Genomic DNA, 25,869 nt, shown 5'->3' on the forward strand with positions numbered 1-25,869 from the left:
TTCTTCCTAATTTGTTATTATTAATTGGTATTAATCTAGTGAAACAGTAGGGTGTGTATCAAATTCTTGCGTTGATGAGATAATAACCTCATCACCCGCTTTTAAACCGGAGGTTATTTCTACAAACTCAACACTTTGCGAGCCAATCGAAATCGGTTGTTTAGTTGCAAACTGATCATTGACGACATAGGCAGAGCGGCCGCCATCTGTTGATAAGAAACCACCACGTTTGACCATCAACACGTTGTCTTTTTTCTCAAACTCAATTCGAGCGTTTAGGCGTTGATTCTGACGAAGTTTTAACTCTTCATTATGTGCAATTGATACACGCACCATGACTTGGCTATTTTTAACTTCTGGCGATATAGATATGACTTTTCCAATGAGTGATTTGCCAGCAATTTTCATTTGAACATCAAGACCTAATCCTAAATCGTCCGCATAAAATTCTGGTACATTAAGCTCTGCCTCGTATTGTGTTAAATCCACAACAGTCATGATGGCTTGTGTATTAGATACACGTTCTTTCTTCTGCACTAACCAATTACCAACGACGCCCGCAACAGGCGCACGTACGTTCAGTAATTCGGCACGACGTTGCAACTCATCAACAACTAATTGCTGGCTTTTGACTGAGAAGTCTCGTGTTTGATTTTCAAACTCTAGGCGTTTCTTAGCAAGCTCAACACGTTTTTGAGCGTGTTTAAAAAGCAATTCATTTTCTAATTTTGAGTCTCGTTTAGTCACTAAATCCAGCTCACTGATAACTTGTTTATCAAATGAAATTTCAGCGCGTTTTAACTCACGGCTACTTGCATTTAAACGAACCTTTGCAGTGTCTAGACTGCGTTCTAAATCTAATTGTGCTTCACTGTCACGTAACTCGCCGCGATTCGCATCAATTTTTAATCGCTCGAGCTTGGCATTGGCTTGTTTGATTTGTGATTGTAGTTCAGGGCTTAAAATTGTTGCGACAATATCGTCTTGCGCAACAATATCACCTGGTTTAGCAAGTAAGGTTACTTGTCCTGCTTCTGAGCTATAAAGGGTAGGCGCGTTTGCCGCAACTAACTTACCGTTGACCGCAATATCGCGTACCAGAGTGCCAGTAAATGCAGTTGCTTTCATCACGGACTGAGATTCAACGCTCGGTGTGCTGTTAACCCATTGGCTAAGCGTTGGTAGACTAATCCAAGCTAAGCCCATAATGACAACAGTGCTAATTACAATCTTTTTCCATGGTTTAGCATTTGCAGTTGTCGTGATTACTTCGTCTTGTCCATCTGTTCCATTAATCATGTTGTTCTCATTTTATTGTCATGCGTATACCCTATGGCTGCGAGTTGTGTGCCAATATTTGAAGGTTATTTAAGTTGTTGTTTTAAATGAGTTAAATGTGTTTGTCGATATTGGTAAGTGTCCGCGCGGACGCTTGAAAGTGTCCGCAAGTGTCCGAAGTTTAGTAAACTGGACAGTAGGGTTACTGTCCGTACAGTGATAAAATAATGTGACTATTTATTCCCTAAGATTGTTATGAGCGTATTTGAATTACATTTCCCCGTTGGACAGGCTATTAATACTATTGAGCTGTTGTTTGATGCTTGTGAACGAGATGAGCGCCGCTTATCTAAGCAAGCACTTAAACAGGTGATGCAAAAGGGGGCTGTGTGGTTGACTGATAATGGAAAAACAAGACGCTTAAGGCGTGCAAAGGCTCAGCTCAAAATAGGGCAGGAGCTGCACCTTTATTACAACAGCGATGCACTAAGTGATGATTTCGAGCATCCGATATTAATTGAAGACTGTGGTGCTTATAGTGTGTGGTATAAACCAAGTGGCATGATGAGTCAAGGCTCTAAATGGGGAGACCACAGTACTATTGCGCGATTTGCAGAGCTTAATCTATCGCCACAGCGCCCTGCATTTTTAGTTCATCGTCTCGATAGGGCAACACAAGGTATCATAGTTGTTGCACATTCTAAGCGGGGAGTTCGTGAGTTAACTGGTCTATTTGAACAGCGAAAGATCACCAAAAAATATCAAGCAGTTGTTCAAGGGTACTTTGATGGCTTAAGAGAGTATAAGACTGATATCGATGGTCGTAGTGCCTACACAAAGGCTTCGCTATTACGATATGACATAGATACTGATTATTCGTTGGTTGATGTAGAAATTGGCACAGGTCGAAAACATCAAATTAGACGGCATTTGAGTGATGATGGTTTTGCAATTATTGGCGATAGATTACATGGTGATGCTGATGGTAGTACGGAATGTGATTTACAGCTTTGCGCGTATTCACTGGCATTTGAATGCCCGTTGCTTAACAAGAAGCAGCAATTTGTTGTTGAACCTAAATTGCTGCTTTCGATTTAAATTATTCTACGCTTTCTTTTGCCAGCGCTGGGTTAGCGTACATGGTTAATAGCCAGCGCTGTTGGGCTTCTGTTAAATCATGCATACGTTCGGTTAACTCACCTAAAACACTATGTTCATGCTGACTATCTTCAAGCTTAGCTTTGGCTGCGATGTTTGAATCATATAGACGGTAGTTACTGATAATTTGTCGGTCAATGGCTGTGGCTACTGCTTTTGAGTCAGTAAATTCATCTTGCAGTGGTTGTCCAAATTCAATATGAATACGCCCTTTATAGCCCAACAGGCCTTGGGTAATGCTATTGAGATCTTCATTGGCATCTTTTGTATATTCGCCGGTCTCTTCAATCGTCGCTAGCTCAATTGCTTTATGATTATCGCAAGGATCGTATTCATAACTAATAGACACTGGCACAATATTAAGTTGGTTAATGTACTCTTCAATAGATTGTGTCTTAGGTTTGTTAAGTAGCAACATTGATATGAGCGCTGCATTAGTTTTATCTAAACCGTCTTTAGCACGGCCTTCACGCTGTGCAATCCAGATGTTTTGCTGATTTTCAGTAATGGTATGGTGAATATAAGCTGATAAGTTTTTAGAGTTAGTGAGCATTTCGCGCTTACTGCTAGCGCTGCGTTTAACAATGAAGCTCTTATTAAGACGCATTAAATCAGATATCCACGGCTTACTTAATAAGTTATCACCAATGGCAATTTCTACAGTGCTAACACCACTGCGATACAGAGCAAGGTTTACCAGGGCTGGGTCGAGTGCGATATCACGGTGATTACTAATAAATAACGTTGGCTTGCTCATGTCTAGCGATGTTAGACCTTCAAAACTAAAACCATCGGTACTTTTTTTGATTAAGCGATGGAGATACTTTGCGACTTCTGTTTGAAACTCTTCCACACTATTAATGCGTTTTAGACGCCACTTTAAAAAATGCTTTACCAGTGTACGGCTTAATGATGGCGCAATTGCGTAAATTCGCGGGATGACATAGCTCGCAATTGACGCTTGCAAAGCTGGCTCATTCATGAGGTTTTTAACAATAGCTGGCGCTTCGCTATCGCGAAAAGGTCTAATATCATCAAACATTTATGGGTCTCAAATAAAAATAACTGAAGGAGAAAATGTAACGCAGGCAGGTTGCACTTATTTTCAACAAGCACGCAGTATACCCAAATCTATCGGCGGTGGCGATAATTGGGAGGTCGGGGCAGTTGGTTATTTGATTAAAAAATGTAAGCTTAAATTATTAGCTAGACGTAAAGCAGGTCATAGCAAAGAAACTGAGATATAGAATATGTTGATCTAGATATTAGATTAATAAATTACTTTAGAGTAATGAATTATTTAACTTGGAGTTAAAGGAACGTTGGAATTTTAATGAAGATTGGAGCGACTTACGAGGTTCGAACTCGTGACCTCGACCTTGGCAAGGTCGCGCTCTACCAGCTGAGCTAAAGTCGCATTTGATTTTAAAATCTTTTAAGAGATTTGGAGCGTCTTTCGAGGCCTTTTAACTAGTTGACCTAGATTTTAGCTTATCTAATAATTTATCTGAATAATCAGTTATAAATATTGGAGCGACTTACGAGGTTCGAACTCGTGACCTCGACCTTGGCAAGGTCGCGCTCTACCAGCTGAGCTAAAGTCGCATTTGATTTTTAAAATCTTTTAAGAAACTTGGAGCGACTTACGAGGTTCGAACTCGTGACCTCGACCTTGGCAAGGTCGCGCTCTACCAGCTGAGCTAAAGTCGCATTTTAATTCTTAATACTTACTTGGCTGGCTTGCTAAGTAAGTGAAGCGCATTATAGAGTGATTTGCAGACCCTGCAAGTACTTTTTAATAAAATCTTGTTAAGTGTCTAATTTTTACCTAATTGCTTATGCAGTAGCTGTCTCGTTGCTTTTAATAAAGTGCTGGCGGTAATATTTCAACTCTTCAATAGACTCTAAAATATCATCAAGGGCTAAGTGAGCGCCTTTCTTCTTAAAGCCTTTTAGCATTTGCGGTTCCCAGCGCTTTGCTAATTCTTTTAATGTGCTGACATCAATGCTGCGATAATGGAAATAAGCATCAAGTTGCGGCATATGACGAACTAAAAAGCGACGGTCTTGGCCGATAGTATTCCCGCATAATGGTGAAACGCCAGCATCAACCCATGGCTCCAAGAAGGCGATAGTTTGCGCTACTGCATCATTTTCTGACACATTACTTGCTTGTACGCGTGTCACTAGGCCTGAAGCATTGTGATGTGTGGTGTTCCATTCATCCATGGCATCTAATGCTGCTTGAGGTTGACTAATAGCGAGCACAGGGCCCTGAGCTAATACATTTAAATCACTATCAGTAACTATGGTTGCTATCTCAATGACTACATCAGTGTCAGGATTTAAGCCCGTCATTTCTAAATCGATCCAAATGAGGTTTTGTGCACGTTGTGCTGCTGTCTGCTGATGTGGTTGCATGATTGTTGTCTTGCCGTAGAAATAAGTTAGCGTGAAGTATATCAGTAAAATACGTTATAAAGAGCATCGTGCAAGATAGATTTTATGAAATCTTCATCAATTAATAGTATGATGCGCCATTGAATTGAAAGTCTGGAAAGAAGAACCCTTTTGACTAAGAAGAAAAAGCTTACCAAAGGCCAACAGCGCCGTGTGAGTTCAAACCGTAAAAAACGTTTATCAAGCGCTGATAAAAATCAGCCGCAGGTACAATGGCAAGCTGACCAATTAGGCCAGCAAGAAGATGGTTTAATTATCAGTCGTTATGGTCAACATGCTGATGTTGAGTCAACTGATGGTGAAACATTTCGTTGTAATATTCGCCGCACCGCCGGTTCATTAGTGACGGGTGATAAAGTCGTTTGGCGTCGTGGTAATGAGGTGCTGTCTGGTATCAGCGGCGTTATTGAAGCCGTTCATGAGCGCGTTAGTGAACTAACACGTCCTGATTTCTATGATGGCGTCAAAGTTGTTGCAGCCAATATCAACCAAATCTTTATTGTCTCTTCGGTCGTTCCTGCTTTTTCAACACAAATTGTTGATCGTTATTTAGTGGCGTCGGAAGATGTTGAGATTAAACCGATTATTGTTTTGAACAAAATTGATTTGTTAGATGATGAGGGACTCGAATTACTTGATGAGATGTTGCAGCCCTATCGCGACATTGGTTATCAAGTGGTTATGCTATCGAGCAAAAGCGGAGAGGGTGTCGATGAACTTAATTCGCTATTAAAAGACAACGTGAATATATTTGTCGGTCAGTCTGGAGTTGGTAAGTCTTCACTTATTAATGCGTTGATGCCTGATGCTGAATTAGTGATTGGCGATGTTTCTGATAATTCAGGCCTTGGTATGCACACGACAACAACGGCAAAACTACTGCATTTTGAAGATGGCGGTGATTTAATTGATAGCCCAGGTGTGCGTGAGTTTGGATTGTGGCATATCGATCCTGAACGTATAGCATGGTGCTTCATTGAATTTAGAGAGTTCTTAGGTGGCTGTAAATTCAGAGATTGTAAACATCAACACGATCCGGGCTGTATTTTATCGCAAGCTGTTGATGATGAAAAAATTGATAGTGAACGCTTTGATAATTATCATCGCATTCTTGATTCATTAGAAAATAACAAACCCAACCGTCATCCTGGCGGCGCTAATTAAGGAATTATTTGTGAGTGTTTTAGATAGATTTAAAATTTTTGGTCAATACGTTTTACCAAAACACGCCATTTCACGCATTATGGGACGCTTTGCTGCCTCTGAAAGTGGTAGTGCAACGACCTCATTTATTAAATGGTTTATTAAGCAATACAAAATCGACATGAGTGAAGCGCTGCATGAAGATCCTGAGCACTTTAAAACGTTTAACGAGTTTTTCACGCGTGAACTTAAGGAAGGGTTGCGTCCAATTAGCGAAACTGATCTTGTATTGCCGGTAGATGGTTGTGTATCACAGCAAGGGCCGATGACAGCAGGTCGTATCATTCAAGCTAAAGGTCATGATTACTCTGCGTTTACACTGTTAGGCGGTGATAAAAACCGTGCTAAGCCGTTTGCTAATGGTCACTTTTCAACAATCTATTTGGCGCCAAAAGATTATCACCGCATTCACATGCCAATGGACGCCACCTTACGTGAAATGGTTTATGTACCGGGTGATTTATTTTCGGTTAATCCGTTAACTGCGCAAAATGTACCGGGTCTATTTGCCCGTAATGAGCGTGTTGCTGCAATTTTTGATACTGAGCACGGCCCAATGGCCATGGTGTTAGTTGGCGCAACTATCGTGGCAAGTATTGAAACTACTTGGCACGGCACTGTGACTCCACCTTGTGGTCAACTTGATAGCTGGGAGTATCCAGCAGATGGCGACAATGCTATTACCTTCAAAAAAGGTGACGAGATGGGCCGCTTTAAGCTTGGTTCAACCGTTGTTATGTTATTTGGTGATGAGATGCTTAGTCATTTCGAAGAAGGCCTAGAAACTGGCACAGTGACACGTCTAGGTCAGCCAATGGCACATCTTAATCAATAATGCAGGAGCAGACTAAAAGTCTATTCCAGCTCCATTTTGCCGTATTACTGTTTGGTGGTACGGCATTATTTTCACACCTATTGCCGTGGTCTGCGGTTGATATTACGTTGTTTAGAACAGCAATTGCCGCTGTTGCTTTGGCGCTCATTATTAAATTTCAAGGGGATGCAATCGCCCTGAAATCAAGACGTGATTATCTTGTCGCACTAGTATTAGGTATTAGCGTTGGCTTACATTGGGTGACTTATTTTTATGCAATGCAACTCGCTGGGGTTGCCGTCGGTATGTTGTCTTTCTTTTGCTACCCCGTCGTTACCGTCTTTCTAGAACCTCTTTTTTCAAAAACACGCCCTCATCGTCGAGACATTGCCTGTGCAATGCTAGTTTTTATTGGCGTTTATTTGCTAGTGCCTGAACTGACGTTGCAAAATGAAACGACATTGGGAGTCATCATTGGTGTCATATCAGGCATCTTGTTTGCAATCCGAAACGTACTGCATAAGCGTTATTTTAGCCATTATAAAGGTACGCAAGCGATGTTCTATCAAACGGGTGTCGTCGCGTTGATGTTATTGCCGTTTATGGAATTTAACCCGTTAAATATGACGGGATTTTTGGGCGACGGCGAGTTGGGTGAATTTGGCTTGTTATTATTACTGAGCCTTGTTTTTACCGCTGCGCCTCATTCATTTTTGGCAAATTGTTTTAAGCATTTATCTGCAAAAACTGCCGGTTTAATATCCTGTATGCAACCCGTTTATGGTGTTGTTCTTGCAACAATAGTGTTGGGGCAGTGGTCTGAATTGATGGTGTATATTGGCGGATTTTTAATAGTCATTGCTGCCGTAACCGAAACGGTTTTAGTCACGAGGAATCGTCATGGATGAGTTAAAGTCACGTTTAATTAAACAAGAAGGCATGCTTGTATCACCAACTACACGGCATAATGTCGAGGTGATTAAGCAACTTATCGATAAAGAATTTATTGAGGTTGGTGCAAGTGGCAGACGATTTGGCTACGACGACGTTATCAAACGATTACCTATTGAGTCTCCAATGCGCTGCCTACAAAGCGATTTTGAATGTCGTTTGTTAGCACCATCAATTGCTCAGCTTTGTTATCACGCTATTATTTATACCAACAACGGTGAGCTTCACTCTCGGCGCACCTCTGTTTGGCGGCTTGAACACATTTCAATGCAATGGAAAATGCTTTATCATCAAGGAACTAGTCTAACTTGAGTTGCATTTAGTGTATGGTTATGAAATAAACCGCCACTAAAGAGGGCGTTCAACATTCTGTGTCAGGCTTAATTTTCTAAATATCAATGACGCTATCTAAACGTCCCTCAAAATATATCGCCAACTGAGAAACACACAAGCTCCAGTTATGGATTGGCATCGTCCATTTCTCAGAAGCATTCAATATGCCAGCATACAACAGCTTCAACAAGCTATTTTCGTTCGGGAATGCGCCTTTTGTCTTCGTTAACTTTCTAAACTGACGATGAACCGCCTCAACGGCGTTCGTGGTATATATCACCTTCCTGATGTGCTCAGGGTACTTAAAATAGTGAGATAGATTGTGCCACTTCCTGCGCCAGGAATTAATAACCAGCGGATATTTTTCGCCCCACTTCTCTTCTAGTTTATCGAGTGCTAATTCAGCTGCTTCCTTTGTGGGTGCACGATAGACAGGTTTTAAATCGGCCATAAAGGCTTTCTGATTTTTAGACGCGACGTACTTAAGTGAGTTTCGAATTTGATGAATGATACAAAGCTGTGTTTCTGTCTCAGGAAAGATAGCTGCTATGGCTTCAGGAAAGCCGGTTAGCCCATCTACGCAGGCAATAAGAATATCTTTAACACCGCGATTATTAAGGTCGGTCAGCACTGAAAGCCAATAATTAGCCCCTTCGTTTTCTGATAAATGCAACCCTAATATCTCTTTTTTACCCTGCATATTAAGTGCTAATAACGTGTAGACAGCTTTGCTGATGTAGCGACCGTTTTCTTTGACCTTATAATGAATAGCATCGAGCCAAACAATTGGGTAATGGCTATCTAATGGCCTTTGTTGCCATGCTTTAAGCTCAGGAATAAGCTTGTCAGTGACTGCGCTAATCGTTCCTGTGGCCACGTTAATACCGTACATCTCCTCTACATGTGCATTGATATCACGATAACTCATTCCCAAGCTAAACATCGAGAGTATTTTGCGATCGATTTCATCTGATAGTGAGGTTTGATTTTTCTTCACTAATTGAGGTTCAAATGTTCCATTGCGGTCTCGCGGAGTGTCGAGTTCAAAATTACCAGACGGGTGTTTGATGTTTTTACTTGTTCTGCCATTCTTTCTATTAGATTGATTATCGTTGGCTAAGTGGTGCTCTAGTTCGGCATTAAGAGCCGCTTCGGTTAATTGCTTAATCAAAGGGCCTAAGATGCCATCTTTACCAGTGAGGCTTTTACCAGCTTGCAAATCTGTTAATGCTTGCTCAAAATCAAAAGAGTTAGTCATGTGTCATTCCTGTTTTATTATATTCTACTGAAATGACACAGAATTATGAACACTCCCCCACTAAACTTAAGGAGGTATTTTTAATTTTAATTTGCCACTTTGGAGTTGCTATGAATAACTTTAAAAAATTGTTTTCCTACCTAATTATTATCCTTTTTATAGAATCAGTCGCTTTTTCGTTTATTTATAACAGCTACTTGTCATTAATCCTTATCAGATTGCCAACAGCGCTAGTGGCGTTGTTTATGCTCAATCAACAACCTGACTCTGCTTTAACACGTCACACTATTGCATTAGCTACAATGGTGTTTGCGTGCTTACATATCCATCAATTAAACGGCCTTATTGAAATCCATTTTGAGTTGTTTATTTTACTCGCGTTTTTAATTGTGCTGCATGATTGGCGAATTTATATTTCTACTTTGGTACTCGTCGGTGCACATCACATGTCATTTTATTTTATGCAAACGAGTGATGTTGGCGTATATGTGTTCAGTGAAGATCGTTTAGTTTTTAGCAACGTGCTGATTCACGCTGTATATTTTGGGGTGGAGTGTTTAGTCGCAGGTTATATTGCTAAAACGCTTAATGATGAGCGAGTCATTGGGCAGCAGCTTTCTCAGGCCACACGTACTATTACTGGTGATGCCAATGCTATCGATTTAAGTGTGCGTGTTGACGATAATGACAACCCGTTATTAAAAGACTTTAATGGCTTATTATCGACATTAGATAATGTCATTAGTGATATCAAGCAACAATCCTTGCTGTTTTCTAACGATGCTTAAAATTTAGTCGTTGCTCGTAGTGAATTACAAAGTTCTTCTGACATAAAGCAAGACCAAACAAATGCTATCGCTGCTTCTGCAGAAGAAATGGCGGTGACTGTAACATCTATTGCGCGAGATACAGGTGAACTTAGTGAGTCTGTTGAAACGGCGAACAGTAAGACGATTGCAGCAAATGAGAAAATCCTTAATGTTCATGATAAAAACAATCAATTAGCGAGTCTTCTACGTCAAACTGGCGACGATATTTCTGAGCTTGCAAGCTCCAGCGCGAGTATTTCTAATGTGCTATCAGAAATTACCGGCATTGCAGAGCAAACTAATCTATTGGCGTTAAATGCGGCGATTGAAGCAGCACGTGCAGGTGAACAGGGCCGTGGATTTGCTGTGGTTGCTGATGAGGTAAGGGCACTGGCTAATCGCACCAAAGAAAGTACCAATAAAGTTGATGAAACCTTAGCTCGGTTAGAAAACTATTCTCAACGCTCAACACAGTCAATGGCCAGTTCAATTGAGGTTGTTGAAGAAATATTAACTATTGTCGAACAAGCAAAATCTTATGTTGAAGAGGCGTCTCAACTCGTCTCTGAGTCGAGTGGCCTTGCTATCAATGTGGCTAGTGCTGTTGAGGAGCAGTCAGTTACGACGCAAGAAATTGCTAATAGCTCTGAGAATTTACGACAATCGGTTCAGGAAGATATCAATAAAGTGAGCGTTGTATCAGAAGCCGCTGACAGTATTGATGCTTCTGTGACTAAGATGAGTGCGAGAATTGCCAACTTCAAGTAACAAACTAGCGCCGTATTATTATTGGATAGTCGGCGTGTGGTTGATTTGGGTTATTATTGGCTTTGCTTATTTAGTCAACCAGCGATTGGTTCAATTTGATCCAACCCATCAATTACTTAATGTACCTGAACAACAATTGGTTGCTCAGGTGCAGCAAGAAAATAATAAATTACCGCGAATTTATCACCTCGTGGACGACAGTTGCCACTGTACGTCGCTATTAGAAGAACATCGTGAACAGATCAATAAGATTGCCACTGAAGATGGTTTCAAGGTTGTTGATCTTGATGTTAGTGACAGCAAAATTGCCCCGTTAATTCCGGCAACGCCCGCCATTGTTATTGTTGGTGAAAATACACAGCTGTTATATGTAGGCCCTTATGCGACAGGGCTTGATTGTTCAGCCGATAATAGTTTAGTCGATGTCGTGTTGAATAATTATCGCCAAGGATTTGCAGCGCCAACCGTTATTGATGACGCCAATGGGTGTTATTGCAGCCGTTAGAAAAGCCCCAAGAAATCGTCAAATACCGATTGTTTCTTTTCTTTCTTTTGTGTTGTTTTACTGGTGCCTTGGCAGCTTCCTTCCTGCACTGATGCTTCGATTGCTGGAATAGCAAGCGCATTCGGACAGCCTTTGGCACTTGCAAGTCCACTCGTTGCATCAAAATAACCTGTAACGACGCTTGCCGGGTTGCCTAAGGGTAATGAAACACCGCCACGTTGTTTAACAAAATCACTATAAACAGTTAATGCACCCGTACTACCAGTAAGGCCAATTGATTTGTTGTCATCTCGTCCTAGCCAGACTACCGTCGCCTCATTATTATCAAAGCCTGCATACCAACTGTCACGTAAATCATCAGTAGTCCCTGTCTTACCGGCTAATGCTAGTCCTTTATTTTTCCAGCGTAGTGATTTTGCAGTGCCTTTAGAGGTTACTTTGTTTAGCGCATAGCGTGTCAGGTAGCTCATTTGCGGAGTAATTGCCTGCACTGGTAGATTTTCATAGGCGTAGAAGGTTTCTTCATTTTTGGTTGTGACGGCAAGTACAGCATGGAGTTTTCGTTGTTCACCATTGTTTGCTAATGACTGATAGAGCTGCGTCACCATCCAAGGGCTTGCTTCAATAGCTCCAAGTAACATAGAAGGTCGACGTTTGAAATCGCCTTGCCATCCTGCGCGTTCAAGGCCATAGGAAATTGTATCAAGCCCCACGTCCATTCCTAGGTTAACCATCGGAATGTTATATGAATAAGTCAGACTATCTAGAATGTTAGCTTGCCCTCTAAACTTTTTATCATAATTTAGTGGCTGCCACACTTCGCCTTCGTTGTTGGTTAGGCTAATCGCTTGATCATCAAGCATAGTAGCAAGGTTATATTGCCCCATGTCCTCTAACGCACTGGCGACGATGAAAGGTTTAATTAAGGAGCCTATTGGCCGCTGTGCATTGAGTGCGCGATTAAATCCTGCATAATTTGCATCTTTGCCTTCCACAATGGCTTTGATTTGGCCACTACGATAATTTGCAACAACAACTGCACCCTGTAGTTTGTTAGTCTTACTTGATTTTTCTAATGTCTTTATACGGTTAGTTAGACTTTTTTGCGCGAATCTCTGCGCATTACTGTCAAGTGTCGTATAAATAGATATTCCTGATGTATTTGAAAAGTCTTGGGTAAAGCGTGTACCGAGTTCTCTTTTGACTAATGACATAAAACCATGAAATTGGCCGTGTTTGGCAACACTGCTCTTAAGGCCTAGCGGTGATTTAGCTGCACGTTGGTATTGTTGTGCGCTGATAAAATCTTGGTTAACCATTTGGCGTAAAATGAAATCACGTCGCTCTAATGCGCGCTCAGGATAACGACTAGGACTGTAATAACTCGGCCCTTTAATAATGGCGACTAACAGTGCTACTTGTTCTGGCATGAGTTCATCAATAGGACGGGCAAAATAGAACTCGCTGGCAAGGCCAAAGCCATTAACACTAAGCGGGCCATTTTGTCCTAAGAATACTTCGTTGAGATAGATCTCAAGCAATTCATCCTTTGAATATTTGAGTTCAATGAGTAGAGAATACAGCGCTTCTTTCGCTTTCCGTAATACAGACCGTTCGCGTGTTAAAAAGACATTTTTGACGAGCTGTTGAGTTAATGTAGAGCCGCCTTGAACAGTGCGGCCAGCTTTGATGTTTGCAACGAGCGCTCTAAGAATCGACAGCGGTGCAATGCCCTGATGCTGGTAAAAATTACGATCTTCGATATGAAGCAAGGTTGCGACGAGTAATTCTGGGATCTGCTCTCTTGGAATAAATATACGGTCTTCTTTGCTGGAGTTACTAATACGCTTTAGCAATTTAGGCTCAATATTAAACTGCGCTAATGACTGGCGCGTTTTAAGATCTGTCATCGATTTTAAATAGTTGCCATTAAATTTCATCATGACCCGCTGTTGCGGATATGTGGTGTCTATATATGAAAATGCACGGCGATTAATATCAATTTTAGTTTTTGAAATTGAATATTCACCGGGGGCATTAGGGGTACTGACACGGCGATAGTTAAGTGCTTCTAATTCATTAATAACTTGATTGCGGGCAATGCGCTGCTTTGGTTTTAATGTTAATGATTGGGCATAAACTTTAGCGGGGATTTGCCAGTGATCTGTCGAAAATTTCTGATCTATCTTGCTATCGAGATAGATGGCATAAGCCGCCGTAAGAACAACAACTACAATTAATATTTTACTGAGGAAAATTACTGTTTTTCGTAACCATGTTCGTGATTTAGGTAAGGACTTTTTAGGCTGGGATTTAGAGGCCATGCAACAATATCTCAATACTCGAATTATCAACAATCATCCATCGACATAATGAATGAAGTCATAGTGTAAAGTGCGATGTAGGTGGTTGGCAATCAATAAATAATTGAATCTTTGGTACTTCCTTGTACCGGCCTTTTGTTAACGACGTAATGTAAAATGGACAGTAATTTCTTTTAACTGATGACTTAATTGAGTGAGATGCTCACTGGCACTCGCTAAATTATTAATGCCCTGTGTATTGTGTTGGGCGACTTCATTAATTTCATTTAATGATTGATCTATTTCATGGGTACCTGCCGATTGTTGTTGCGCGGCGTCCGCTATCTGCTCCGCAGTGGATGAAATTTTAGTCATACCCTGATGAGAGCTGTTAATCGCAGCCGCTGTTTGCGCTGCTGCATCAATAGTCAGTTGCGCTTGTTTGGAGCCATTGCCCATGACAACAACTGCATCACTGGTATCTTGTTGCAGTAAGGCAATCATTTCTTCGATATGTAGGGTCGACTCTTGCGTTTTTTGCGCTAATTGGCGTACTTCATCAGCAACAACAGCGAAACCGCGACCTTGTTCTCCTGCCCGTGCTGCTTCAATAGCCGCATTTAATGCCAATAAATTTGTTTGATCTGCAATACCGCGAATCACCTCCAAAATAGTCCCAATCTCTTGCGATTTTGATTCGACTTTTTGGATAACATTAGTGGCGTTGGTGACTTCATTCGCGAGGGTATTGATATTGCTGATGGTGGTATCAACCAATCCGTTGGCTTTGGTTGATAATAATTCGACATCATTGGTTAAAGAGGCTACTTGTTGCGCATTACTAGCAACGCTTTCGACTGTTGATGAGATATTATTCATCGCTGTACTCACCGTTGAAATGGCTGATTGTTGCTGCGTTAAGCTGGTAATTGATTGTGTTGAGATTGCGCTAGTTTCGTCTGCTGCGGTTGAAAGCTCATGAGTGATAGTACTGATATCACTAACAATGGTGTTTAGATTGTCAGCCATAATAGCCATGGCGCCGTAGACACCGCTAGCATGTTCTGTATCAATAAATTGACCTGTTAAATCACCTTTTGAAATCTGGCAGGCAATGGTTTCCATGTCCTTAGGCTCTCCGCCAAGCGGTGTGATAACGCTTTTGGTTAGATACAGTGCAAAAACAATCACGAAAATGACCGAAATAATAAGGACGAAAAACATTACTTTTTGCAGCTGACTAATTGGAGCAAAGGCCTCTGCTTCGTCAATTTCGACGAGTAATACCCATTGAACGTTGTCTATTTTCAGCGGTGTGTAAGCGGATAATACTGAGTTTCCATTGTAATCAATAATTGATTGTGTGCCTGCATTGCCCGCAATGCCTTCGCGAACGCTAGTAGTGTCCACACCATTTTTTTCGATGGTGCCAGCAAAACTAGCTTGTACACTATGACCTTTGGGATCTAGATAAGAATTAGAACGCATTTTAAAATCACTGCCTACTAAGTAGCTTTCACCTGTCTCCCCCATACCGTCACGTTGCTGCATTAATCTGTTGATGTGCTCTAATGACAGTTGTAGGGCAATCGTACCTACCATTTTTCCGTTAGTGATTAATGGCTGCGCAATAAATGCTGCTGGTTCATTGTTACTTGGTGCGTAGGGATCAAAATCTTCCAGTTGATATTGTTGAGTGCTTTTTACTCTATTAAACAAAGTCGCAAGGTTTGAATCACTGTATTTTCCGTCAACAAGGTTGGTTTGATAATCCGCTTCACGTTCTGTGGAGTAAAATATTTGCCCGTCATTTGAAATAATAAAAAGATCATAAAAACCATAACTATCAATGAAGTGCTTAAAATACTCGTGGTGTTGGTGAGCTGACTTGCTGGCCAATGCTTGAGTAGAAAAATCAAGATTTTTCGCTGCTGAATTTGCTAACAAGGATAAGTTAGCGCGGCGCTCGTTGAAATAATTTTCTATTTCTACTTGTTTAATGGCTCTTATCGATGTGAGCTGTTTATAGGCTTGTTTTTCTAGTGACTGACTTGATGTGATTAATGTGTACAAGCTAATCATTAGCGCTGGGATGATGCCAATGATAAGCGATGAGATAAGAAGTTTGTGTTGTAATCTCATGATTTAATTGATTCCGATGTCTATTTTATTTTTTATTAGGGCGTGTTGATCTTTAAAGCCTAGTTTTTGAACAGCATAGTAACTTGGTATAATAATTTCTCCAAAAACAAAAACACCAAAGAAACTATGCCGCGAACAATGCTATCAAATGAACAGTGGAAAAAGCTATCTAATCTTATGATTTTTACAGGTCGTGTTTATCAAAAATGTGACCACAGAAAAGCGTTTTAGGGAATTCTTTATAGGATGCGAACAGGCTGCCCATGACTTGATATACCTGATTACTTCGGTGATTGGAGCACTACCTTTTGGTATTTTTGGTGCCTTGGTATCTGTATGGCTAACTGGGTTAACTAACGACGTTTATTTTCAAATCGGTCTTGTAACGTTACTAGGTCTGGCGAGTAAAAATGCCATCTTGATTGTCGAATATGCGCTGATGAAGAAACAAGAAGGCTGGAGTACAGGTGCATCAGCATTAGAAGCTGCGCGTTTGCGTTTCAGATCTATTGTGATGACATCACTAGCCTTTATCTTAGGCGTTGTGCCATTAGCATTAAGCTCTGGCGCTGGTGCTGGCGCTCGTCATAGTGTCGGTACAGGTGTTATGGGCGGTATGATTGCGGCGACTTTCCTTGCTATCTTCTTTGTGCCGTTGTTCTTCTATTGGCTGACAGATCGCAAGATGTCAGATAAGCGTCCAAAGAGTGAAGTGATACAAGAAATTAGTGAGCATCACGAGCGAGAACTGGCTGCTGAGAAAGCCGCTGATTAATACTTAACAGGTTCTCTTTCAATAACAAAAGCCTCGATGTTGATAGCATTGAGGCTTTTTTATTGTTTCTCTCATTTCGATTAGTTGAACATGATATATTCCTTAGAGCATAATAATGTAGAGATGGAAGTCATGGTAAAAGCTAGCTTAAAAATAACGATTGTCATGGTAACAAGTTTGTTTTTATTATCGTTAAGATTACACGCTGCTCAATATACTTTGGAACTTATTAGCGATGATGTATCGGTTCCTTGGGGAATTACCCAGTTACCAGATAATTCATTATTAGTGACAGATAGAAAAGGCACTATGCGGGTAATCACTCTCCAAGGAACATCTACGCAAGTTACCGGTTTACCTAAGATAGTTGCCAAAGGCCAAGGGGGTTTACTTGATGTTGTGCTTCACCCTGATTATTCAGCTAACGGCTGGGTCTATTTCTCCTATAGCACGGGAGAAAACGGGCGCATAAATACGGCAATTAGTCGCGCTAAATTAGCTAAATCACAAGCTGATTATCAATTAACTCACCTAGAAACATTGTATCTGGCTGAACCTTATAATAGCGGCGGCGCGCACTTTGGTAGCCGAATTGCCTTTGATAAAGATAACTATCTCTATTTTTCAATTGGCGATCGTGGTCAGCGCGATATCAATCCACAAGATCTAAATCGTGATGCTGGCAAGATCTATCGTTTGCATGATGATGGACGCATCCCGAAAGATAATCCATTCGTCGCTAAAAATAATGTTAAAACGGCAGTGTTTAGCTACGGGCATCGCAATCCACAAGGCTTGGCTTTTAATCCTCATACGCAAGCAATATGGTCTCACGAACATGGCCCTAAAGGGGGGGACGAGCTCAATATAATTAGTAAAGGCAAGAATTATGGTTGGCCTGTGATCAGTTATGGCGTTAATTACAGTGGCAGTAGTTTTACTGATTTAACGAAAAAGCAAGGCATGGAGCAACCTATTACGTATTGGGTGCCGTCGATTGCGCCATCGGGCATGTCATTTGTTACCAGTGATAAATACCCTGAACTAAAAAGTAACTTATTAATAGGCTCATTGAAATTTGCTAAGTTAATTGCGGTGAGTATCACGGGAAATAAAGTGATAAAGCAGCATGATGTACTTAAAAGTGTGGGTCGTCTGCGCAGTGTAGTTCAAGGTCGCGATAATCATATTTATCTAGGGATAGATGGCCGTGGTGTATTTCGTTTAGTGCCTGTTAATAATTAAATCCACAACCTAAAAATAGCTCAACAACCAATAGTCTTATGTTGTTGAGCTATTTTTTATTGTCCTACAAACGCTGATGCATCTAACGTAAAGGACGCATTTGGTGTCCCAAACCCACAGATAGGCCCGTAGGGATAATCGTCGGTGTAGTAATAGCCGTAGTTTCCATACTCATCAGTCATGCCATTACACTCATCAAGATCGCCACTACCTGCTAAGAAATACCAATCTTCGACAAAGATACCACGGGGATGAGTATTAATTGATGGTGCTTCAATGTTCGATCCCGTCGGCGTAGTTCGCTCACTGGTAGAGGTACGCCAGCTTGACGTTACTTTCTTTAAGCTGTTACTCGCTTTGTCGTAAATGTAATGGCCGTAAATGGGGAAACCATCTGGCGCAAATCCAATAACAGGCGAGCCACTGGCATCTACGTCTTGAGAGTTCAATGGTAAGGTTACAGCTGATTCATGATGAGACAAACCTTGATTGTCGCCGTGATAATGATAACGACCATCAAAAGCGTGCCCAGTATAATTATCTAAGGTAACGATATCTGGATTATTAGCGGGGACGGCATACCAATCGGCATTTAAACCACATTGTGTACGCGTCCCAAGGCCAACATTAAGTGGTGCATTAATATCAGGGTGATAGCAAAATGCTGAGTCCATATCCAAATCAACGCCATTGAGCAAAATGCCATTTAGAGTCAACATACCGCCAATTTTTTCAACATAGATTGGAGTTGATATTTTACTTGGAAATCGCGGCACCGTTAACGTGTATTGGTTGGCATTTTGTTTTACAACGGATGCAAAATCTTTTCCTGTTGTCGTGTTAGTGCCAACATCGTGATTGGGAATATTATTGCTGACAAAGGTGCAATGCGTCGCTGTTGCAGTGACTGTTAACTGACTTTGATGATTGATCTGTTGCTGTGCGTCGTAGATAGTGGCTTGATAGCTACCGATATAAGCTGCGCAATCAGGATCGCGATTAGTTAATTTAGCGTAACTAATATCACCCTGTGGGTTTTTAGTTAAATTATTATCCGGCACACTTGGCGTTGGCGTTGGCGTTGGCGTCGGAGCCGGAGTCGGAGTGACAGGCTCTACTGCTGTACTACTCGAACTGCCGCCACATCCAGACACTAAAGTTAGAGCTAATGCAGACAACACTAGCGATTTTTTCATTGGTATGCGGTGCATAGAAACGTCTCGATAATCAGTATAAATTAACTGTACCTCAAGACGCCCTGCGATGGTATAGCGACAAATTAAAGAACCGTAAAGACAGTAAAGTAACGTCAATTATGAATAATTAATAGATCGACCAATCAATGTGAGACGACAATAATTTTAATGCCTCGATATCAACAAACGAGTTACCTTTTTGATTCCGTGCTGTGACTAACTCTTATGGGTTATCAGACGGCGGATTACTATGTAATTGGAGGGCGGTTTTCAAGTGCTTTTGAAGATCTATTATATAAAAGAAGAAAGATGGGGCAATCGGCTTTTCATAAGTTTGTTTTTAACAAGCGCACCATAGGAATTGTGAATATTAATACAAAACCAGCACTGATAATGGTTTTTGTTGATTCACTGACCGCACTGCTAAATATTTTACCGCGATGACCTGATTTACCTTGTAATAACAATGCAACCAATGCGCTGATAATAAGCAAACCGCCGGGTAAATAAAGTGGACTAAAGGCGACATCAACGCCAACCTCACCTAAAATGTCTTTGGCGCCAATGTTGATTCCTGCGAGTAAAGCTTTGAAATCGCCGAATACACGAGTAATAACGCAACAAATGGCGACATTTTATTATTGGCAGTGGCAACATCTGTTTTAATCTCTAAACCTTCTTTCCAGCTGCGATTAGCGCCGAAAAAGCGCGTAAGCATCATCACCATAAACAGCGGCATTGCAGTGCCAATAATGGCATGAATAATGGCAACATCTGCGGTAATCAGTTGTAGATATTGATCCTATGTCCAGCCTTGCGTCGCAAGAGTGGCTTCAATTGCTGTGGTATCTAATCCTTTGTTAACACCGATAACAATTGGCGTACCAACAGCGCCAAATGATACGGGGGTTGATTGAATCATCATCCCCATTAACACAGCGGCGACAGCAGGAAAGCCAATAGCAACCAGCAATGGAGCGGCAATTGCGGCAGGGGTACCAAAGCCGGACGCACCTTCGATAAAGGTACCAAAACACCAAGCTATAACGATTGCTTGAATACGTCGATCTGGCGATACATTAGTAAAACCTTGACGTATCACTTGAATCGCACCAGTGTGTTTTAACGTGTTGAGCAAGAATATGGCGCCAAAAACAATCCATAACACAGATGCTGTAATTCCTAACCCTTGCAGCACTGAAGCAATGACTCTGTTGGTTGACATGTCCCACACCAAAATTGCTAATGCAGCGGTAGCTGCTAACACGACTGGCATGGCTTTTTTAGCTGGCCAGTGAAGGCCAACGAGCAGGACAGCAGCTAGTATTATTGGTACTAGTGCTAATCCACCTAAGGTTAATTTGTTCATGATCGGGACTCCTAATTATGTTTATAGTTTTATTTATGATCCGATTTGGGATGTAGTCTTCCTATTTTGCTGTCGCCGACGATGTATTGGCCTTAACACGTCCTAACTTGCAAGGTCATCGTTAGCTATCGCTTTACTTGAACTGAAAATAGACAGCGCAAGTTGTAGCAATGTACAATTTACTCAACTGTTGATATATATTGATAAAAGAGATTCTCTTTTTCTTTTTTTTACATAATAAAGGTGTGAAATGCTTAAAGCTGATGACGTATTTTTATTCGTGCAGGTCGTCGAAGAAGGCTCTTTTTCTAAAGTAGCCAATAAGTTAGAAATTACTAACTCTGTGGTAAGTAAACGTATTGGCCGTTTAGAAGCCGACTTAAATGTGCAGTTACTTTATCGCACCACACGTAAATTAAGTTTAACGGATGCAGGCCGTGCTTTGTATGGCAAAGCGCGTTTGGCCAAACAAGCATTACAAGATGCTCAAGATACCGTTACTGGCTATGGTGATACCATGCGCGGCAAGATTAAAGTGACAGCGCCTGCCGTATCTGCGCAGGTCATTGTTAGCGATGCAATAGCGCAGTTTTGTCAGCAATATCCTGAAGTCGAAGTTGAGCTGGTGGTGAGTAATCGAGTCATGAATATTCTTGATGAAGGATATGACTTAGCGATCCGCACGGCTTATCTTGAAGACTCATCGCTCATTGCTCGCCGTTTGATTAATTCGGATTGGGTGATTTGTGCCAGTCCTGCCTATCTTAACAAGCACGGTATACCAACGCACCCAACAGAGCTTGAGGAGCACGATTGCTTAATCTACAAATACGAAGGGCAAGGCGCTGAAACATGGCGATTTATTGAGAATGACACCGAGTTTAATATGCAAGTTAAAGGACGTATTCATTCCAATAACCTCGACTCATTACGCCGCGGTGCACTTGCGGGTGTTGGTATTGCTTATTTACCACGCGTGTTGGTATGCGGAGATTTAGATGACGGAAAGTTGGTATCGATATTAAGTAATTTCGTCGGTAAAAAACTCGGTGTATACGCCGTATATCCACGAAGTCGTCAACCTGATAAAAAGCTAAATCTATTGGTAGAGCATCTTAGAGGTTGTTTTCAGAATAGAAAAGAGATGTTTTATTAGGATGGATATTCACGTAGAAAGGCGTGCAAGGAGAGAGAGCGACACGCCTTTATTTGACCTATCTAAACGAGATCAGAATTTAAATTTTGCTGAAAATTGCAGATAATTTGAATCGATTGATTCCAATCCTTTATCGTCAATAGCGTAGTTGCCAAACTCAGCACCAACATCTAAATAATTGTTAACACTGTTGATTAGATTTACTGCCCAATGGCTGCGCTTACGTTTAAGCACATCAGTTTCTGCAGCGCCGTAATAGGCCGTCGAACGCAGCGTATCATTCCAATAATGACGATAGGCAATGGTGAATGCATCTGCGCTTTCAACCACAACGCTATCAGTACGAGGATGAGTTACGATATCTGGCGTTAGGCCAGCTGAAACATAACGACCTGCATCACCACCGGTGTACTGAAAGCGAATATCATCCTTGCCTACCGTTTTGATTTTAGCGGCAACGTTATAAGCAATCCCCGTTTCATCAATGCCACCTTGATCAATGGTGCGTAACAGCGTTCCTACAGACACCAACCCCCAATCAGTTTTGTGATTGTAACGGGCAATTAAATCAGGTGTGCTTTCATCGCTATCTGCTTGGATTCCCGTAACACCTACTGCGCTTGATGGCGCACCAACATCACCGTCACCGTTGGTTTCAGGGTTTTCAATGGCAAACTGCCAATTACCTGTGGTGTAACGCACTTGTACTTGTCGTGAAAAGACTTCACCGACATGTGGACCGCCGAAATCTAGCGCTTCAGGCAATGCGTGTAATGGCATAAAAGTCGACCATGTTTGACCAAGTTTCCAATTTTTATAATCGATAAATAAATGACGCAAGCGTGGGTTTGACGAGTTACTCACCACTTCATTACCGCCACCGCCAAAGAAATCCATCTCAACAAAACCTACGATATCACCGTGTTGAACTTTAACGTTGATACGCGACTCTTTAACGTTCATCCCCGTATGTGAAGTATCAACGGCTTGTCCTGCTGGAAAGTTCGCAACCCAGTAATCTTGATAAGCAATATCACCTGAGACATGGCGAACGTCTAACTTGGCATAGCCACCCAGACTGACTTTAGTTTGCTCATCACCATTTTTGATATTAAGAATCTCAACAGCGGTTGCATTAAGACTTAGGCCCGTCAGGCAGGTAGCGAGTACGAGTTTATTGTTTAGGTATTTATTTAAATGACTCATCAGTTTTCCTTTGTTGTTTTAATAATGACTGATTGAGTAGCCTAAAAATTAATCGCAATGTGATAAATGAATATAAAGGGAAAGACTTTTTCTTTTTATGATGTAAATACTTCGAAAATAAATGACTCGCAAAATATAAATTGCATTAAGTGTATTGGTGTATTACTGTGTTAATACACTATAGTTAATGCGATATGATTTTATGGATCAGTTTGTGATTTCACCCAGCTCGGGTGTTCCCATTTATAAACAGCTACTTAGCCAAATTGAACGGATGATCCTTAATGGGTATTTCGCTCAAGGGGATAGTTTGCCTTCGGTCAGGCAAGTCGCGACCGATTTGGATATTAATCCAATGACGGTCTCGAAAGCCTATGGATTATTGGAAGAACGAGGATACGTAGAGCGTCTACGTGGCAAAGGCATGATTGTCGCCAAGCGTGATGAGGAAGTATCTGAAAAGGAGAAGTTAACTATGTTGAGCACGATGATAAAAGATCTAATTTCAGAGGCGCAGTTAATTGGTGTTTCCCAGCAACAGCTTTTAGCCATGTTTGTAGAACAAACGTCAGATAATACGGATGTTGAATCCCAAAATATACAAGGAAAGGAGTCGTAAATGACTGCAATTATTAAAATAAACAATGTCGCTAAATCTTATAAGAGTCAACAGGTGCTACAGGCGCTAGATTGGGAAATCAATGAAGGCGATATTGTTGGGCTACTTGGTAAAAATGGCGCTGGAAAGTCGACATTATTAAAATCAATGTTGAATCTAAGTGAGATTGACGATGGCTCAATCACGTTATTTGGAGAAAGCCATTTAAATTTATCAACGGATGTGAAAAGCAAGTTAGGCTACGTTCCGCAAGAAAATGATGAGATTTCTTGGTTAACTGTCAAAGAGTTAATTAAATTTAGAAAGCAGTTTTATACGCAGTGGTCTGACGAAAAAGTCGATAAGCTTGTTGAACAGTGGAGCATTGATTTAGACAAAGATGTCGGAGATTTATCGCCAGGACAAATGCAACGTTTGCTAATTATCTTAGCTTTGGCACCGATGCCGACATTAATGGTTCTTGATGAACCCGCTGCGTCACTTGACCCTGCTGCACGTCGATTATTTTTAAAGGAAATTATTTCTTTAGCCAGTGAAGAAAAAGTGACTGTTATATTTTCAACACATATCACATCAGATCTCGAACGAGTCGCTAATAAAGTTGCCATTTTAGACCAAGGTAAAATTCGCTATTTTGATGATTTAGATAATGCCAAGGAAAATGTAGTTAGCTTATCTATTAATCAACAATATACAGACATAACCGTGCCACACTTATTGCGCGTTAAGCAACAAAACAAGCGATTGCAGTGTGTTGTGTCAAAACTTGATCAGAATTGGTTAACTGAAATGGAAGAACAAGGTGTTGATGTTACAGTTAATCCATTAGGACTTGAAGATATATTCTTGGAGATAACCACATGATACTTAGACTGTTAACTAGAGGGAAAGTGATAAAACTCGCTATCGCGTTGATATGGACTTTTGCCATGTTTAATTGGTATCTAGGTATTAAAGGAGGAAATACAAGTACTGACAATTTCTATGTTGTACTCTTTATTGGCACTGGGAATGCACTTTTTTATTATTTGATAGCAACTCGTTTAATGTTGCTCACTCAAAATGATATGTCGAAAGTTATCCCAAATTATTTTTATCATCTTAAAAAGTCATTATTGGGTTTATTAGGTATTAGCCTGTTGCCAACACTCATGGTATTACCAAATATAGAAAGTTGGTTAAGTTTAATAGCAATATCGATAATGCTCGCTGTGTTTATGGTGGCAATCACTTATAGACCTCTATTGATTTTAGTTTTTATATGCTTATTTTTTGTTAAACCGTGGAATTGGCTCATCAATTATTTTGAATTGCCAGATATTGATATTTCTGTATTAAGTGCCTTTGCATTACCCGCTATTGCACTTGGAGCATACTGGCTACTTGGACGATTAGAGCGCTTTACAAAGGACAGTAAAGATCTTAAAAAAGTTAAACTGATTATGAACGCTAAGCAAAGCAGCATGATCGTACCTAGCCATAAAATACCGTTAAAGTTTCAAAATAGACTCGTTCAGTGGTTTGCTAAGAGTAATTTACAACATTTCAAAAAGAGAATTGAATCTGCTAAACCTATGACTAATAAACAGCTAATAGCTATTAGTTGTCAGGGGGAATACAGTGTTGGTCCATTGACTTATTTGTTGTGGTTAGGCGCTGCTGTGCTGTTTTTATTATTAGGGAATCAAATAGATAAAAATTTTAGTGAGTTTTTTTCTACATCAATTTTAGCAGTGCCATTGGTTCTTGTTGTCCTAAGTAGCATTTCATTTTTTCAAGTTGTGTCATCTAAACAGAGCCTACTTAAACGATTAGCAGTGATGCCTTGTTTTAATGATAAACAACGTTTCTCAACAGCGTTCATTAACTATGTTTTGGAAGAACAATTAAAGTTGTATGTGTTTATGTCGTTAATTCTTGTGATGTTTAGTTATATATTTGAAAACTTTACATCGACGTTGCTAATCAATTCACTGGTGGTTAGTTTGATGGTGAGCTTATTTAATGTAGCGATCATGTTGTGGGCATGGACGATGGAAAAACGTATTGATAGTTTAGCGGTTTGGTTAATGTTTGCCTATATGATTGGGTCTAGCTTGTTATTAGTATTCGTGGTGAATTTTAATGTTTTACTGTGGGAAAAATCAACATTTATTGGCATTTCACTGTTTATATTGAGTTTATTTAGCGTTAATGTTTTTAATTGCTATCGAAAAAATTCAAGATGTATCTAATCACTTGAATTGATGAGAGTGAGGGTTAAATGCTAAATCCTCATTTGAATTTTTAAATTATAACCCTCTAGCGCGTTAAGCAATTAA

General features: G+C 40.7%; 24 protein-coding genes, 3 tRNA genes and 2 pseudogenes. 15 read left to right on the forward strand and 14 right to left on the reverse strand.

The features are described from left to right. Positions 1–30 precede the first annotated feature (30 nt). Complete coding sequence (locus ACMAZF_RS04840; protein WP_435276335.1) at positions 31–1,299, reverse strand: efflux RND transporter periplasmic adaptor subunit; 1,269 nt, start codon at positions 1,297–1,299, stop codon at positions 31–33. 234 nt (positions 1,300–1,533) lie between these two features. Between ACMAZF_RS04840 and ACMAZF_RS04845 the strand changes: the two genes are divergently transcribed. Then, the gene (locus tag ACMAZF_RS04845; protein WP_435276336.1) at positions 1,534–2,376 is read left to right on the forward strand and encodes an RluA family pseudouridine synthase; all 843 of its coding nucleotides are present in this window, start codon (positions 1,534–1,536) and stop codon (positions 2,374–2,376) included. Between the two features lies 1 nt (position 2,377). Here the strand turns inward: ACMAZF_RS04845 and ACMAZF_RS04850 are convergent, their stop codons facing one another. From ACMAZF_RS04850 to orn, 5 genes are all read right to left on the reverse strand, one after another. Then, positions 2,378–3,478 (reverse strand): 1-acyl-sn-glycerol-3-phosphate acyltransferase, encoded by a 1,101-nt coding sequence (locus ACMAZF_RS04850; RefSeq protein ID WP_435276337.1) that lies wholly within the window; start codon positions 3,476–3,478, stop codon positions 2,378–2,380. 299 nt (positions 3,479–3,777) lie between these two features. Continuing rightward, a tRNA-Gly gene (locus ACMAZF_RS04855) sits at positions 3,778–3,853 on the reverse strand. A gap of 112 nt (positions 3,854–3,965) precedes the next feature. Continuing rightward, positions 3,966–4,041 (reverse strand) — tRNA-Gly (locus ACMAZF_RS04860). A 29-nt stretch (positions 4,042–4,070) separates the two neighbouring features. Beyond that, positions 4,071–4,146, reverse strand: a tRNA-Gly gene (locus tag ACMAZF_RS04865). Positions 4,147–4,272: 126 nt separating this feature from the next. Continuing rightward, positions 4,273–4,857 (reverse strand): oligoribonuclease, encoded by a 585-nt coding sequence (orn, locus tag ACMAZF_RS04870; protein WP_435276338.1) that lies wholly within the window; start codon positions 4,855–4,857, stop codon positions 4,273–4,275. 150 nt (positions 4,858–5,007) lie between these two features. On the opposite strand from orn, the gene rsgA reads away from it, so the two are divergent. The 4 genes from rsgA to ACMAZF_RS04890 all read left to right on the forward strand — a co-directional run bounded on the left by rsgA (position 5,008) and on the right by ACMAZF_RS04890 (position 8,176). Continuing rightward, entirely contained in the window at positions 5,008–6,060 is a 1,053-nt protein-coding gene (rsgA, locus tag ACMAZF_RS04875) for a small ribosomal subunit biogenesis GTPase RsgA (protein WP_435276339.1), read from the forward strand. A gap of 79 nt (positions 6,061–6,139) precedes the next feature. Next, positions 6,140–6,934 carry an archaetidylserine decarboxylase gene (asd, locus tag ACMAZF_RS04880; RefSeq protein ID WP_435277185.1) on the forward strand — a complete coding sequence of 265 codons (795 nt, stop codon included), beginning with the start codon at positions 6,140–6,142 and terminating at the stop codon, positions 6,932–6,934. Further along, positions 6,934–7,821 carry a DMT family transporter gene (locus tag ACMAZF_RS04885; RefSeq protein ID WP_435276340.1) on the forward strand — a complete coding sequence of 296 codons (888 nt, stop codon included), beginning with the start codon at positions 6,934–6,936 and terminating at the stop codon, positions 7,819–7,821. Before asd ends, ACMAZF_RS04885 begins: the two co-directional genes overlap by 1 nt. Then, positions 7,814–8,176 (forward strand): DUF4440 domain-containing protein, encoded by a 363-nt coding sequence (locus tag ACMAZF_RS04890; RefSeq protein WP_435276341.1) that lies wholly within the window; start codon positions 7,814–7,816, stop codon positions 8,174–8,176. The genes ACMAZF_RS04885 and ACMAZF_RS04890 overlap by 8 nt, the downstream gene beginning before the upstream one ends. Positions 8,177–8,252: 76 nt before the next feature. Here the strand turns inward: ACMAZF_RS04890 and ACMAZF_RS04895 are convergent, their stop codons facing one another. After that, on the reverse strand, positions 8,253–9,455 hold the full coding sequence (locus ACMAZF_RS04895; RefSeq protein WP_435273936.1) for an IS256 family transposase: 1,203 nt from the start codon (positions 9,453–9,455) through the stop codon (positions 8,253–8,255). A 110-nt stretch (positions 9,456–9,565) separates the two neighbouring features. Between ACMAZF_RS04895 and ACMAZF_RS04900 the strand changes: the two genes are divergently transcribed. From ACMAZF_RS04900 to ACMAZF_RS04910, 3 genes are all read left to right on the forward strand, one after another. Continuing rightward, complete coding sequence (locus ACMAZF_RS04900) at positions 9,566–10,243, forward strand: hypothetical protein (protein ID WP_435276342.1); 678 nt, start codon at positions 9,566–9,568, stop codon at positions 10,241–10,243. A 93-nt stretch (positions 10,244–10,336) separates the two neighbouring features. Further along, a complete protein-coding gene (locus tag ACMAZF_RS04905) occupies positions 10,337–11,032 on the forward strand; it encodes a methyl-accepting chemotaxis protein (RefSeq protein WP_435276343.1) in 696 nt (231 codons plus the stop codon). Then, a complete protein-coding gene (locus ACMAZF_RS04910; RefSeq protein WP_435276344.1) occupies positions 11,016–11,537 on the forward strand; it encodes a DUF6436 domain-containing protein in 522 nt (173 codons plus the stop codon). Before ACMAZF_RS04905 ends, ACMAZF_RS04910 begins: the two co-directional genes overlap by 17 nt. Here the strand turns inward: ACMAZF_RS04910 and mrcB are convergent. Both mrcB and ACMAZF_RS04920 read right to left on the reverse strand, forming a co-directional pair. Beyond that, a complete protein-coding gene (mrcB, locus tag ACMAZF_RS04915; RefSeq protein WP_435276345.1) occupies positions 11,534–13,861 on the reverse strand; it encodes a penicillin-binding protein 1B in 2,328 nt (775 codons plus the stop codon). The two genes, ACMAZF_RS04910 and mrcB, sit on opposite strands and share 4 nt — an antisense overlap. A 138-nt stretch (positions 13,862–13,999) precedes the next feature. After that, a complete protein-coding gene (locus tag ACMAZF_RS04920) occupies positions 14,000–15,982 on the reverse strand; it encodes a methyl-accepting chemotaxis protein (protein WP_435276346.1) in 1,983 nt (660 codons plus the stop codon). A gap of 126 nt (positions 15,983–16,108) precedes the next feature. Between ACMAZF_RS04920 and ACMAZF_RS04925 the strand changes: the two are divergent. The 3 genes and pseudogenes from ACMAZF_RS04925 to ACMAZF_RS04935 all read left to right on the forward strand — a co-directional run. Next, positions 16,109–16,246 (forward strand): annotated as a pseudogene (locus tag ACMAZF_RS04925) (IS5/IS1182 family transposase); the annotation flags it as partial. A gap of 22 nt (positions 16,247–16,268) precedes the next feature. After that, positions 16,269–16,757: pseudogene (locus ACMAZF_RS04930) on the forward strand (efflux RND transporter permease subunit); the annotation flags it as partial. A gap of 90 nt (positions 16,758–16,847) precedes the next feature. Then, on the forward strand, positions 16,848–18,002 hold the full coding sequence (locus ACMAZF_RS04935) for a PQQ-dependent sugar dehydrogenase (RefSeq protein ID WP_435276347.1): 1,155 nt from the start codon (positions 16,848–16,850) through the stop codon (positions 18,000–18,002). A gap of 56 nt (positions 18,003–18,058) precedes the next feature. Here ACMAZF_RS04935 and ACMAZF_RS04940 read toward each other — a convergent pair whose 3' ends face one another. From ACMAZF_RS04940 to ACMAZF_RS04955, 4 genes are all read right to left on the reverse strand, one after another. Then, a complete protein-coding gene (locus ACMAZF_RS04940; RefSeq protein WP_435276348.1) occupies positions 18,059–19,198 on the reverse strand; it encodes a YHYH protein in 1,140 nt (379 codons plus the stop codon). A 326-nt stretch (positions 19,199–19,524) separates the two neighbouring features. Then, positions 19,525–19,692, reverse strand: a complete 168-nt coding sequence (locus ACMAZF_RS04945) for a hypothetical protein (RefSeq protein ID WP_435276349.1) — start codon at positions 19,690–19,692, stop codon at positions 19,525–19,527. Positions 19,693–19,742: 50 nt separating this feature from the next. After that, complete coding sequence (locus tag ACMAZF_RS04950) at positions 19,743–19,937, reverse strand: hypothetical protein (protein ID WP_435276350.1); 195 nt, start codon at positions 19,935–19,937, stop codon at positions 19,743–19,745. Between the two features lie 63 nt (positions 19,938–20,000). Continuing rightward, the gene (locus ACMAZF_RS04955; protein ID WP_435276351.1) at positions 20,001–20,567 is read right to left on the reverse strand and encodes an L-lactate permease; all 567 of its coding nucleotides are present in this window, start codon (positions 20,565–20,567) and stop codon (positions 20,001–20,003) included. Positions 20,568–20,817: 250 nt separating this feature from the next. Between ACMAZF_RS04955 and ACMAZF_RS04960 the strand changes: the two genes are divergently transcribed. Beyond that, positions 20,818–21,723, forward strand: coding sequence for a LysR family transcriptional regulator (locus ACMAZF_RS04960; RefSeq protein WP_435276352.1), 906 nt, complete (start codon positions 20,818–20,820; stop codon positions 21,721–21,723). A 72-nt stretch (positions 21,724–21,795) separates the two neighbouring features. Here the strand turns inward: ACMAZF_RS04960 and ACMAZF_RS04965 are convergent, their stop codons facing one another. Then, positions 21,796–22,929 carry a DcaP family trimeric outer membrane transporter gene (locus tag ACMAZF_RS04965; RefSeq protein ID WP_435276353.1) on the reverse strand — a complete coding sequence of 378 codons (1,134 nt, stop codon included), beginning with the start codon at positions 22,927–22,929 and terminating at the stop codon, positions 21,796–21,798. A 214-nt stretch (positions 22,930–23,143) separates the two neighbouring features. Here ACMAZF_RS04965 and ACMAZF_RS04970 point away from each other — a divergent pair, with 214 nt between their 5' ends. The 3 genes from ACMAZF_RS04970 to ACMAZF_RS04980 are packed head-to-tail and all read left to right on the forward strand — an operon-like array spanning position 23,144 to position 25,782. Beyond that, complete coding sequence (locus ACMAZF_RS04970; RefSeq protein WP_435276354.1) at positions 23,144–23,548, forward strand: GntR family transcriptional regulator; 405 nt, start codon at positions 23,144–23,146, stop codon at positions 23,546–23,548. Beyond that, complete coding sequence (locus tag ACMAZF_RS04975) at positions 23,549–24,412, forward strand: ABC transporter ATP-binding protein (RefSeq protein WP_435276355.1); 864 nt, start codon at positions 23,549–23,551, stop codon at positions 24,410–24,412. Next, positions 24,409–25,782 (forward strand): hypothetical protein, encoded by a 1,374-nt coding sequence (locus tag ACMAZF_RS04980; RefSeq protein ID WP_435276356.1) that lies wholly within the window; start codon positions 24,409–24,411, stop codon positions 25,780–25,782. Before ACMAZF_RS04975 ends, ACMAZF_RS04980 begins: the two co-directional genes overlap by 4 nt. Positions 25,783–25,869 lie beyond the last annotated feature (87 nt).

The organism is Psychrobium sp. nBUS_13, assembly GCF_051201665.1.
Classification (GTDB): Bacteria; Pseudomonadota; Gammaproteobacteria; order Enterobacterales; family Psychrobiaceae; genus Psychrobium.